Below are 12,961 nucleotides of genomic sequence, written 5' to 3' on the forward strand. Positions count from 1 at the left end.
CCAATGATTGGCTGTCAACCCAGTTTTCGAATTTTCTGTTGATAAAAATGATAAAGATAGCAGCTAGCGTGAATCTAAGAACGACGAATCAAGAGCGATTAATTAGGAACAATGCAGGCTACTACAAACTGTCGACTAATCAATGACACACAGCTACCAAGCACAGACAGTTCTAGACTATCTGTGCTCACTTTTATCGTTAGTTAATAGCTATCTAAAGACAGCGGCTATCTATTTGCTGAGGCTGGTACCTTACGAATGAGCCATAAGAAGTAGCCACCACCGATAATAGCTGCAATCGTGCCAGCGGGCAGCTCATAAGGGAAAATAACATAACGGCCAATCCAATCCGCTATCACCATCACCCCTGCCCCTAAGAGTGCAGCTAGTGGCAATTGCCGTTCAAGCTTTACAGCACCCAATGAAGTAGCTAAGTGAGGCACCATCAAACCAATAAAGCTCAATGGGCCAACGGCAAGCGTACTGGCTGTGCTAAGCGCTGCTACTAGTGCCAGTAGTGACAAGGTAACGGGCGTAACTGCCACACCTAGATTACGTGCTACCCCTGTGCCTAAGCCAAGGACACGCAAAGGCTTAATCAGCAATAGACTGAGTATAAATAAGATAGATGCAATACCAATGAGATACCATACCGTACTGGGCTGGGCGCTATAAGTTGTCCCTGACAGCCAGCTGAGCATAGCTTCTAAACGCGGGTCTCCTGAGAGCTTGACCATATGCATCACCCCGTCCATCATGGCGGCAATGCCTATACCTACTAATAATAAATAACCTGAGCTGACCCTGCGTGCCAGCCAAATAATCAATAGCAGCACGGCCATCGCCCCTGAGAGTCCTGAAATCAGCAACGTCCCTGCTCCAGCAGATAGCCCTAAACTTGGTAATAGTAAGAACCCTAAAATAACCCCAAGTGCCGCGCCTGAACTGACACCCAAGACCTCTGGACTGGCCATAGGGTTACGCGTTAAAGTTTGCAGTAGCACACCGGCGACCGCCAACATCAAGCCTGTCGCTGCAGCACTCAAACTACGAGGCAAGCGGTACTGCTGCGTGAGCGCCCAGTCCATACTGAGTCCCCAACCATTGATATCTTGTACAAAAAGACAAGCCAGCATGATGATAGCGAGCACGCCAACGCCCCATCGCCAAAAAGCAATGGATGTATGCTTACCTGTAAGCATAGGCGTCACTGTTTCTATCCGCTCACGACGCTGACGTAAAATTAGCCAAATAATCAGCGGTGCGCCCAAAATACCTGTCATGGCACCAGCTGGAATTTGCATATCAAGTATTGGCTCAAGCAATAATGCGACATTACTGGTCAATAATAACAGCAGCGCCCCTAACCCAAAGGCAGTGGCCAAACGCTTACCAATAGCAGAGATGCCCAGCGCATTGACCAAGCTTGCTGCACCAAGACCAATAAAACCAATTAAGCCAACTTCACTAATCACTAAGGCGGTCACAACGGCAACAACCAGCACAACAAGTGCACGAATGCCATTAATAGGCACACCCAAACGTTTTGCCTGGGTGTCATCTAGGCTCATCAGTGTTAATGGCTTTAGTAATGGCAGACATACAACCGCCATCAAAATAGCAGTGATGACTAGCGCGATACTGGTATGCCAGCTGTTTTGTGCCAAAAACCCAGCCGCCCATGACAGCATGCCATTGCTACGCTCAGCAAAAAACAGTACTAGAACATTGGCTACTGCGGCCAGCAAAATATTGACGACCAAACCGGCCAATATCAAAATCAATGGATTGAATCGACTGGGTGCTGACAAGGCAAATACCAGACCCATACTAATGATAGCCCCCACAAAGGCCACGTAAATTCCGCCATAAATAGCCAAGCTTGGCAAAAATAACGTGACGATAAGCATGGCCAACTGTGCACCTACGCCCACGCCTAGCGTCGTATCTGATGCTAAGGGGTTTTTTACCAATTGCTGTAGTAGAATACTGACCACGCCTAATAACCCACCAGCCAATAACGCTACTACGCTGGTCGCCACGATATGCAGCTGTATCGCCATACTGGCAATATCCAATTGCGAGCTTGGTATAAGCAAGTCACTGACTGGGCGCGTCCACTGTTGGTCTAACAGCGCCCAACTACTCCATAACGACAAAGCCGCTAGTCCGATGAGCATGGTCCATAGTCGCCAAGACAAATTGGCAAACAAGGAAGTTTGAGAATTGGGTTGATTCGGTGGCTGATTCAGTGGTGATGATGACTGTTTCAATGATTGCGACGATGATAACGTTGATGAAGGTTTTGAAACCGTTGCTGCTTGAGAAGCTAATGTCATCGTATGAGCACTGTCGTTATGAGAACTGTCGGTGTGGTTATTGATATTATTGTTTTGGTTGTTGTGAGTATCTGCATTGGCGCTCATAGTACTTCCCCGCCTTTTAATGAAACTTCTGACAAGTTATCTGCTAAGCTAACCAATGATGACATCCCGCCATAAATCCATACTGGTGGTAACTCTCCCACACAGCGGGTATTACCATAACCCAGGCGCTGCCAAATCAAGCTGTCATCAATTTCAGCTCTAGTAATTGGGCTTAGTGGATCGATAATTAATAGACAAGTCTCATCATCTAATTGCGCCAAATCTCCCATTCGTATTGGCACAAACCCCCACTGATTGCCCTTGCCCAATACCACAAGCGCTCTACCCATCTGCTCTAACGCAGGCTGAAATAAACTATTCGCCACATACATACGCATGTTATTAGCATCCGCAAACTGTACCACTGCGAATTTCTTGGCTTTTGGATAACGCTGCTGGAATTGCTGACTGGCCAGCTGTATGTCTTTTTGACTTTGTACAATATAGTCTTCAGCCATCTTCGGATTATCAATCAGCACGCCAAGCTCCCGCGTCGGTTCGGTATAGTCAGCCCATGTTGCCGTCTCTCCTTTGGCGGCAAACATCACCGACTCAGCAGGGACATCACCGTATAAGTTACGTGCATGCTCATAAAAATAATTATCTATGACCATATCGACAGGCAGTTGAGCGATTAGCTCAGCATTGGGCTGATAGCGGATGCCTAAGTCTGTTATCGAAGTTGGCAGTTCGGGGCTTCCCACCCATCTGTCCCAAACCCTGACATCACCTGTCGCAATCGGAGCATGCCCCATCGCTGTCAAAGTCGCTGCATTACCCCAGTCGGGAGAGACAATATTCATCCTATCGCTATGACTGTTTTCTGCTTTTGAGGTAGCAGTTGTTTGCGTGGATGTCTGACTATTACAGGCCGTCAATACCAAGCACCATGCGAGGGCGAACCATTTTAGTGTTGTCATTACTGATACTGATGTAACTATTGGAAGTTTCGATAATTTATCTGTATAAAAAACGGAAGGCATAGAAGCGTATCTTTGTAGGCGAATTAAAAAGAAGGAGCAAAACCAGATGTTAAGCGACTGCGACAGGCTGTCCAGTAATAGGGTGACTGAGCAGCTGCATATCGACATTAAAGATATCGTGTAGCACGGTAGGTTGCATGGTACTGGCAATATCGCCGTTATGACATATTTGGCCATTTTTCAGCGCGATGACTCGATCGGCATATTGCGCTGCCAAATTAATATCATGAATAATAATTACCACGCTTAAGCCTTGCTCATCCACCAAACGACGAATGAGCTGAATGACCTCGATTTGATAATGCATATCAAGCGCAGCAAGTGGCTCATCGAGCAATAGGTAACGGGTATCTTGTGCCAGACACATCGCGAGCCAAGCACGAGCGCGCTCACCACCTGATAGCGTGGCAGTAATTCGATCAGCAAACGCTTCGGTTTGAGTTACTTTTAATGCTTGCGCAACTTTGTCTTTATCTATTTGAGTTGGCTTTTGCAGCCATTTTTGATGGGGATAGCGCCCTAGCATGACCAGCTCACGCACTGTGAATCCAGCAGCTTCTGGCAATTGCTGCGGCAGATATGCCATTTGCCGCGCTAACTCCCTGCTGCCGTAGTCATTGATACTGTGCTCATCTAATGTGACATTGCCGCTACTACTTGCCATCTCACCTGCTAGCGCTTTGATCAAGGTCGACTTGCCAGACCCATTATGCCCAACCAAAGCCACCAGTTGATTGGTATCAATCTCACAAGTCACGTTGTCTAATAGAGTATTTCCTTGACGGCTGATAGTCAGCTGGTTTGCACGTAGCATATAAGCACTCATTGTTGATAAAAATAATATGTCATAAAAATGATGGTTCATCGGCCATTGGTTGTAGACCAATTTTTGACGATCAAACTACAATAAAAATTGATTTTACTCGTAAATGATAACAAAAACAATTATCATTAACTATAAACTCATTCACTTTAATTTCAACGCTCTGTTGATTGCGAGTATTTATATGACTAATCTTCTTTTAGCTACTACAGAAAACACCAATAACCAAAACAGCCAATACACTCCCCTAAACGACCCTGAAATAGCAGGTGTGGTCGCGCATATTAATGAAGAGCACCTCGACGAACTGCTTGGATTCTTGAACGCATTCACTTCATTATCTACCGCCGAATTGGATCTGGTCGATGCGCAAATAACTGATATTTATGCTGAAGGTATTGCCATACAGACTCGTTCAAAAAACTCAGAGACTCAACAAACTGACGCTCAAAATAACTCGCTTCATGACCAGACTTTCTTTATCGCTTTTGCTGCACCTATCTCCCAGCTTGATGATTTGCAAGCCCAATATATCTTGCTAAAACAAAGAGCCGATAAAAAGCTAGGCAAAAAAACAATCAAACTGACCAAGCAAGTATTTGATGTGCAAAGTAGTTATAGAGTCAGCAAAAATATGCTGCGCCTTGAATTGAGCATGCCGTCATTAGATAGTGATACGCCATTAAATAATACTGCTCAATTAAGTAATGCTAAGGGCGCAACAAGCTCGACGTCAGTACCTACCAACGAAGCAGGTTACGCGTACTTGTTTGATTTAGAGCACAATGCAATGACCAACGCATTGATGAATGACAGCACTGATGACAATAAAGCTGACAACCGTAAATCTGATGACAGCGAAAAAGAGAACATACGCCTTGCTCGTCCTCACTGCTATTACACTTTAAGAAAAGCATGGCAAGCTGATGATGAGATACAAGCATGGGTCGATGTTTTTTTACATGGGGATACGCCGGGCGGCAACTGGGCAACAGCACTACAAGCAGGCGAGACCGTCGTCACAAAACGAGAGTTTCCAGAAAAGGTAGAGCACTTACGAGACGGTCAAGCGGTACTGATTGTCGATGAAACCTCGATGCCAACGGCAGCTCGGCTGCTGGAGCTATGGAGCAACCCTATACCACCATTGGTCATTTGTGTGACGCAAGATGCAGGCGATCAAAGCTACTTCGATACTGTAAAAATGCGTAGTGGCATTGATAACATTGGTAATGACAACAACAATACTGACAGTGACACTAATAATGATTGCAATACTGAAAGCCGCGAGGATAACCACTTTACCGTATTGCCTATAGTAACCAATCAACCAAACTCAGGGGCAGAGTTAGCCACGCTAATTGACAGTAATTTAGGTGATTATTTGACTAATAACCCTCTACAGGTTGATAAAGTCTGGGGAGCGCTAGAAGCGAATACCGCCAAAGCATTGCGCCCATTACTGAAAGACCGACTTGAGCTTAGTCGTACAGATGTTGTGGTAAAGGTATATTGGCGTCACGATTAGTTTAGCTCTATAAGATGAAACTCAAAACCTATCCTATATCAAAACTTATCCTATATATAGTGGATGCTACTGGCGCATCCACTATTAATGTTTGCAGCAACGAATGTTTGTAAGGTATAGTTTTCATTTTGAACGTTTAATCAATATAGACTATAGGTAGATAGACTTATCGCTAGAATTACCAGTGATAGTCGAGTAGCACCCAGAGACCCACCTTTAATAGACTGTCTAACACCAGTGCCGGAATGCGCTGTTATTTTTCTAACCCAAGGATGATATATGAAAAAACTTAGGACACCTGATTCGTATTTTGATAACTTGCAAGACTACGATTTTGAACCGAACTATTTGATGGTTGATGATACAGAAGGTGGTGAGCTACGCGTACACTACCTTGATGAAGGTCCAAGCGACGCCGACCCTATCTTGTTATTACATGGTGAGCCTTCTTGGTCTTATCTGTATCGTAAAGTCATTCCGATACTAACAGCAGCAGGACACCGCGTTATCGCGCCAGACCTTCCTGGGTTTGGACGTTCAGACAAACCTGCATTGCGTACTGACTACACTTATCAGCGCCATGTCGATTGGATGCAATCGGTGCTTGATCAATTAGATTTAAAAAATATCACCCTGTTTTGTCAAGATTGGGGCGGCTTAATCGGTCTACGTTTAGTAGCAGCGCATCCTGATAAATTCGATCGCGTCGCAGCAGGCAACACGATGCTACCGACTGGAGATCATGATCCTGGCGAAGGCTTTCGCAAGTGGCAGAAGTTCTCTCAAGAGACGCCGCAATTTAATGTAGCAGGCACCATTAAAAGCGGTACCACAACGACGTTATCACAAGCCGTACTGGATGCTTACGATGCACCCTTCCCTGATGAGTCTTATAAAGAAGGCGCCAGACAGTTTCCTATCCTAGTGCCCACGACACCAGATGATCCTGCTTCAGAAGACAATCGTGCAGCTTGGGTCGTGCTGAGCAAATGGAGCAAGCCATTTATCACATTGTTTAGTGATTCTGACCCCGTAACTGGTGGCGGCGATCGCATCATGCAAAAGCTAATTCCGGGTACCAAAGGCCAAAATCATACGACTATTGTTAATGGCGGTCATTTCCTGCAAGAAGACCAAGGCGAAACATTAGCTCAGCTTCTACTGAAGTTCATCAATGACAATCCAAAAGCACAGTAATAGATAACAAAAACCCTGATTGCTAATGTACTAGCAATCAGGGTTCTTAGTAATGCCGTGATAATTGGTCAACGACAAAATGCGCGAGCTGTCAAAACTAAAAAATCTAATTTTTATACAACCTTGCTATACGATATTTTTAAAAATATCATCGATATATTTTTCTACTGCATCATTGTCGTTAGTGACTTGCGCATAAGTCCTGAGACCTATAATTTGAATTTGGAAATAACGCGCCAGCTCAACTGGATCTTTTTCTGCGCTAATCTCACCGCTATCAATGGCTTGTCCAAAGAGCACGGCAAACGACGCCTCTATACCTTCTAAGATATTCGTTGCATGTGTGAGCAAATCTGGACTATCGTTTTGAGTAAGCTCAGCGACTGTCTTGACGATCATGCACATACCGCTAGGCGCAGTAGCGCTATTACAGACAATCATCGTATGGATAAAATATTTTAAGCCTTCTAGCACTGTGTCTTTTTGCTCAATACAGTCGGCCAATCTCTTGGCACCATCTGCGGCATAGCGATTCAGCGACTCTGTAAATAGTTTGTCTTTACTACCAAAAGCTGCATAAATGCTACCTGGGTGCATATTTACCACATCTTGCAAATTGCGCATTGATGTCGCGTGATAGCCTTTCTCCCAATAGAGATTTTTTGCCTTTTCGATCACATCCTCACGATTGAACTTTATCGGAGCACTCATAATTTTCACCTTAATATCTTTGCCTTAAAATCTATTTTAAGGCAAAGTTTGTAGAATCAACCTTAGTTACTGGTTTTAATCACTTTTTATATTATAAAACTTATTAAGCCTCTTTGCTTCGATTAACTATTTTTATCAAAGTTTTGCGGATAAAGCGCACGTGCAGCAACGTCATCAAACTCAGTTTTGAAATCAATACCTTCGGGAATGTCACGGGCTTTTTGTACCGCTGGACGAGCATTAATGCTATCAAACCAGCGCTTTAGATTCGGATAATTATCCAAGCCGCCTTCGCCTAGCACAACTGTCGCCTTGTCAATCCAGCCCCAAGTAGAAATATCAGCGATTGAGTAGCTATCACCAACCATATATTCACGGCCTTCTAGATGCGTATCTAGCACTTCATAGTGACGCTCGGCCTCACGAAGGTAGCGATTAATCGCATATGGGATTTTTTCTGGCGCTTTATGTCTAAAGTGAACAGACTGACCAGAGAAAGGTCCCAATCCAGATGCCACAAACATTAGCCATGAAAGCATCTCGCTACGATCTTCTGGTTGTCCTGCTAACTTTCCTGTTTTTTCAGAAAGATACATCAAGATTGCCGTAGAATCAAACACGCGTTTGCCGTCATCTTCTAGAGCAGGTGTTTTGCCGTTTGGGTTGATAGCACGGTACTCAGGTGTATGCTGCTCACCTTTTAGCGTGTCTACTGCAACAAGCTCATAAGGCAGCCCTGTTTCTTCAAGAAATAATGCTACTTTCATTGGGTTTGGCGTTTGATGAAAATAAAATTTAAGCATAACTTTATCCTATTATATGAAGACAGTCGTCTGATGACCATCAAATCTAGTGACTATACTAATGACTATAAAAGCTGTAATGAGATAACAAAAATAGACGTCGAAATTTGAAGCACATTTTTATTGTCTGATATACACTATAACCACAAATGAACGGTCGTTCAAGTAATGTTATATATTGATATAATAAATACAGTATCGGTATAACCCTGCTCGCATATCGTCTCTTTTACCAACAGACATCTTCACAACTTGTTTAACCATCACACCAATTCAAAGGATTAAAAATGATTACATTAACCATCATCGCCCACATAACAGCAAAGGACGATAGCATCGCTCTCGTAAAAGCTGAACTCGAAAAACTCATACCAGCTACTCGCAGCGAAGAAGGCTGTATTCGTTATGACTTGTTTCAAGATAATGAAAAACCCACTCACTTTATGTTTCATGAAAGCTGGGCTACGCGTGAGCTATGGCAAATACATATGGAAAACCAACACTTAAAAGACTTCTCTGCCGCAACAGAAGGCGCGGTTGAATCATTCGTTCTACATGAGATGACTGAAGTTAATTAATCTCGATTCACTCAATCATTTCAATAAGCTTTGTGCGTAACACTAGAGAAGATAATGTTATTAACGCTAATAATCGCTTTTTTACCATTATTTTTTCTTACTACTTACACAGTGTTACCTTATTAAGGCACTGATATTAATAGAATAATATGAATTACGCAGAGAAATGTAATTGAGCCATTACAATTTACTTGAACGATTACTCAAATAATTATTGAGCGATTGCTCAATATCATTTATAGTAGTCTCTATTGACTCGCTTACTAAGCAAAGTTGCTAATTTTGAGTAAATACTCAAGCCAATAATTGAATGTAATCAGCGATTGCTTTGAAGCGGGCATGAAAACTCTAAAACAGACCAAATCTCAAACCTATTATTAGGAATTATGTTATGACCGAATTTACTCTACACGACAAAGACACAGCCCCAGCAGAAAGCAAAGACTTGCTTGATTCTTCTATCAAAGCATTTGGCATGGTACCTAACCTACACGCCGTGATGGCTGAAGCGCCTGGCTTGCTAGAAGGCTACCAAAATCTACATCAACTGTTTTTAGACAGCAGCTTTGATGATGAAGAAACTACTGTTGTATGGCAAACTATCAACGTTGAACATGCTTGCCATTACTGTGTGCCTGCGCATACTGGTATTGCTAAGAGCATGAAAGTAGATGACGCTATCACTGATGCATTACGTGATGAGACGCCACTACCAACTGCACGTCTAGAAGCGCTACGTGACTTTACGCTTTCTGTCGTACGTGGTCGTGGTAACGTTGATGACAGCGCGGTTCAAGCATTTTTAGATGCAGGCTACACTAAGCGCCAGATCCTTGAAGTTATTCTTGGTGCTGCTCAAAAAGTCATGAGCAACTACACGAATCACCTAGCTAATACCCCAGTCGACAAACCATTCCAGAAATTTGAATGGCATAAAGCTGACTAATACGTTTTTCGGCTAACGCTGACACAGTCCATTTGATGTTTTCATACTGTTGTTCGAAACATCTTCGGGCAGCAGTTTTTCATTTTAATTTATCGCTAATGAGAGATCCTATGGAACAGGCAAAAAAACCTTTACAAATAGACATCGTGTCAGACGTTGTATGCCCTTGGTGCGCTATCGGTTATAGCCAATTAGCCGAGGCACTAAAACAAACCAACACGCCGCATGAGATTCATTGGCACCCATTTGAATTAAATCCTAATACGCCGCACGAAGGAAGAAACTATCGTGAGCATATTATGGAGAAGTACGGTACAACTGCTGAGGACGTTAAAGAGAACCGAGCTAGAATGACAGCAGCAGGTGCAGAAGCTGGATTTAACTTTCAGTTTACCGATGAGTTTCGAACCTACAATACTTTTAATGCGCATCAATTGCTGCATTGGGCTGATCAGCAAGGACGTATGCACGACCTAAAACAAGCATTGTTCGTTGCGCATTTCGTTAATAATAAAAACGTGGCTGACAGTACCGTACTGGCAGATGTCGCAGCAGATATCGGACTAGATCGTTTTGAGGCGCTTGCCGTTATCGCAGATCAACGCTTTGCCAATGTGATACGTGAAGCCGTACAGCATTCAAAGCAGCAAGGTGTTCAAAGCGTACCATCCGTTATCTTTAATGGTCGTCATCTGGTGAGCGGCGCACAAGGTATAGAAAACTACAAAAGCATCTTAAAGCAACTAGCAGACATGCCAGAATAAAAACAATAAACTGGATCTGATTTACCAATTACACCCTACTGAGCACAGTATATAAAAAGGTATCATCATTATGTCAAACTCTAATCATTACGAGCCACCTAGCGTCTGGACATGGGATGCAGAAAGCGGCGGTAAGTGGGCAAGTGTCAACCGCCCTATCGCTGGCCCAACGCATGAAGCAGAACTACCTCGCGGCAAACATCCGTTGCAAATCTACTCAATGGGTACCCCTAACGGCCAAAAAGTCACCATTATGGTCGAAGAATTATTGGCATTAGGTGTGACAGAAGCTGAGTACGACGCGCACCTTATTCAGATTGGTGAAGGTGGACAGTTCTCATCAGGTTTCGTTGAGCTAAATCCAAACTCAAAAATTCCTGTGCTTTTGGATACAGAGACTGGTAGCCGTGTGTTTGAGAGTGGCGCTATTTTATTTTATCTGGCCGAAAAATTCGGAAAACTGCTGCCTAAAGATGCAGCAGCACGTACTGAAGTGATGAATTGGCTCTTCTGGTTACAAGGCTCTGCCCCTTACTTGGGCGGCGGTTTTGGACATTTTTACTTTTATGCACCAGAAAAGTTTGAATACCCTATCAATCGATTCACGATGGAAGTAAAACGCCAATTAGATGTACTAGAACGTGAGCTTGCAGAAAATCGCTATCTAGGTGGCAATGAGTATACGATTGCAGATATCGCCACTTGGCCTTGGTATGGCAATCTAATACTAGGCGAAGCATACAATGCAGGAGAGTTCCTGCAAGTTGAGAGCTATCCCAATGTGCGTCGCTGGGCAACTGAGATTTTAGAGCGTCCTGCTGTGCAACGTGGGCGCAAGGTAAACCGCACTTGGGGTGAACCTGCTGAGCAATTACACGAACGTCATGATGCCTCAGATTTTGAGCTAAAAACTCAAGATAAACTAGATGCTCAGACAACTGAAGAAGCAAAAAAATAGACGCTTTGTCTATGACTTACTAGCTTACTTAAGTAGTCTTATTGGTCGATTTTAAAAGTAATGTTAATTTTTCCTGTTACTACTTGGGACGACTGTAAACATCCAACACTTTTGCACTTAAGACTGCTAATGTAAGGCTGTTAAATACCAACTAACCATAAAAATACTATTAAAAAGGATAAGAACTATGTCAACAGATTATGCTCAAAAAATTCAAGCCGGTACTACGTTTCCTGAAATGGAAGTACAAGTATTAAACGGTGAAATGACTTCATTAGGCAAACCTGAAAATGGTCATGACTGGAAAATGGTCGTTGTCTATCGTGGTAAGCATTGCCCAATTTGCACAAAGTATCTAAATACCTTAGAGACAGTAAAACAATCTTTCTATGACGTCGGTGTCGATATCATCGCAGTATCTGCAGACAGTAAAGAGCAGTTAGAAGGTCATCTAGATCAGATAGATGTTAGCTTCCCTATGGCTTATGGTCTGACTATCGAGCAGATGAACACGCTAGGTCTATACATCTCTGACCCACGTTCAGAAAAAGAAACTGATCATCCTTTCGCTGAGCCTGCTGTGTTCGTTATCAACGCTGAAGGAAAAGTACATATCGTTGATATCTCAAATGCACCGTTCTCTAGACCAGATCTTGAAGCCTTGGCAAATGGTTTGGCTTTTGTTAGAAACCCAGAAAACAACTACCCTATCCGTGGTATGCACGGCTAATTGATATAGTAAATATAGAGTGTTGATTCACTCGATTATTTGGCTGATTACTATCTAATCAGTATCTAACCAGTTAAATTGCAAAGGGCGTATCGAGATAATTCTTGATACGCCCTTTTTTTATTTATTGATAACCTATCTGCTATCAAACGTAGTCGCTTCATATCTAATTTCATTAATCTTTGCTCAGTACTAATGTGTGAGTAGCACTGTGAATCTATAAAAAGAGGTTCTAGAAGAAACTCGTAGACTAGCCAGCATATAAGGGCTATATTTGAACTCAAAATATCATCTACAAACATGTTACCTTTGAGCAAGCTATATTTCTTTTTTCATCGGTTAGTTTTTATAAATAAAACAGGCTGTCTTTATGGTCTGGTTCGTATTTCGCTTTGGCAAAATCTTGATATAATTGTACGTTCTAATTCACCAATGCTGTTTATTATTTGTTGTTAACACTCGTACACTGAGATTAATTTCTGCTAAAATTATATAGCGACATTATCAATATCTC

The 12,961-nt window shown here is 42.9% G+C and carries 12 protein-coding genes; 7 read left to right on the top strand and 5 right to left on the bottom strand.

What is annotated here, in order from left to right:
- Nucleotides 1-227: 227 nt before the first annotated feature.
- From fhuB to DXK30_RS01585, 3 genes are all read right to left on the bottom strand, one after another.
- The gene (gene fhuB, locus DXK30_RS01575; RefSeq protein ID WP_114700165.1) at nt 228-2,426 is read right to left on the bottom strand and encodes a Fe(3+)-hydroxamate ABC transporter permease FhuB; all 2,199 of its coding nucleotides are present in this window, start codon (nt 2,424-2,426) and stop codon (nt 228-230) included.
- A complete protein-coding gene (locus DXK30_RS01580; RefSeq protein ID WP_227670734.1) occupies nt 2,423-3,346 on the bottom strand; it encodes an ABC transporter substrate-binding protein in 924 nt (307 codons plus the stop codon). Before DXK30_RS01580 ends, fhuB begins: the two co-directional genes overlap by 4 nt.
- Before the next feature lie 112 nt (nt 3,347-3,458).
- Nucleotides 3,459-4,223, bottom strand: a complete 765-nt coding sequence (locus DXK30_RS01585) for an ABC transporter ATP-binding protein (protein WP_114700657.1) — start codon at nt 4,221-4,223, stop codon at nt 3,459-3,461.
- A 193-nt stretch (nt 4,224-4,416) separates the two neighbouring features.
- Between DXK30_RS01585 and DXK30_RS01590 the strand changes: the two genes are divergently transcribed.
- Nucleotides 4,417-5,760, top strand: coding sequence for an SIP domain-containing protein (locus DXK30_RS01590; RefSeq protein WP_162799503.1), 1,344 nt, complete (start codon nt 4,417-4,419; stop codon nt 5,758-5,760).
- Nucleotides 5,761-6,039: 279 nt separating this feature from the next.
- Entirely contained in the window at nt 6,040-6,957 is a 918-nt protein-coding gene (locus DXK30_RS01595; RefSeq protein WP_114700168.1) for a haloalkane dehalogenase, read from the top strand.
- A gap of 126 nt (nt 6,958-7,083) precedes the next feature.
- Here the strand turns inward: DXK30_RS01595 and DXK30_RS01600 are convergent, their stop codons facing one another.
- Together DXK30_RS01600 and DXK30_RS01605 are read right to left on the bottom strand one after the other, a co-directional pair.
- On the bottom strand, nt 7,084-7,668 hold the full coding sequence (locus DXK30_RS01600) for a TetR/AcrR family transcriptional regulator (protein WP_114700169.1): 585 nt from the start codon (nt 7,666-7,668) through the stop codon (nt 7,084-7,086).
- A 122-nt stretch (nt 7,669-7,790) separates the two neighbouring features.
- Nucleotides 7,791-8,471, bottom strand: a complete 681-nt coding sequence (locus tag DXK30_RS01605) for a glutathione S-transferase family protein (protein ID WP_114700170.1) — start codon at nt 8,469-8,471, stop codon at nt 7,791-7,793.
- A gap of 287 nt (nt 8,472-8,758) precedes the next feature.
- Here DXK30_RS01605 and DXK30_RS01610 point away from each other — a divergent pair, with 287 nt between their 5' ends.
- The 5 genes from DXK30_RS01610 to DXK30_RS01630 all read left to right on the top strand — a co-directional run bounded on the left by DXK30_RS01610 (nt 8,759) and on the right by DXK30_RS01630 (nt 12,447).
- Complete coding sequence (locus DXK30_RS01610; RefSeq protein ID WP_114700171.1) at nt 8,759-9,049, top strand: putative quinol monooxygenase; 291 nt, start codon at nt 8,759-8,761, stop codon at nt 9,047-9,049.
- 391 nt (nt 9,050-9,440) lie between these two features.
- The gene (locus tag DXK30_RS01615) at nt 9,441-9,995 is read left to right on the top strand and encodes a carboxymuconolactone decarboxylase family protein (protein WP_114700172.1); all 555 of its coding nucleotides are present in this window, start codon (nt 9,441-9,443) and stop codon (nt 9,993-9,995) included.
- A 110-nt stretch (nt 9,996-10,105) separates the two neighbouring features.
- Nucleotides 10,106-10,759, top strand: coding sequence for a DsbA family oxidoreductase (locus DXK30_RS01620; protein WP_114700173.1), 654 nt, complete (start codon nt 10,106-10,108; stop codon nt 10,757-10,759).
- 70 nt (nt 10,760-10,829) lie between these two features.
- Entirely contained in the window at nt 10,830-11,717 is an 888-nt protein-coding gene (gene yghU, locus DXK30_RS01625; RefSeq protein ID WP_114700174.1) for a glutathione-dependent disulfide-bond oxidoreductase, read from the top strand.
- A gap of 187 nt (nt 11,718-11,904) precedes the next feature.
- Complete coding sequence (locus tag DXK30_RS01630; RefSeq protein WP_114700175.1) at nt 11,905-12,447, top strand: peroxiredoxin-like family protein; 543 nt, start codon at nt 11,905-11,907, stop codon at nt 12,445-12,447.
- Nucleotides 12,448-12,961 lie beyond the last annotated feature (514 nt).

The organism is Psychrobacter proteolyticus, assembly GCF_003350005.1.
Classification (GTDB): domain Bacteria; phylum Pseudomonadota; class Gammaproteobacteria; order Pseudomonadales; family Moraxellaceae; genus Psychrobacter; species Psychrobacter proteolyticus.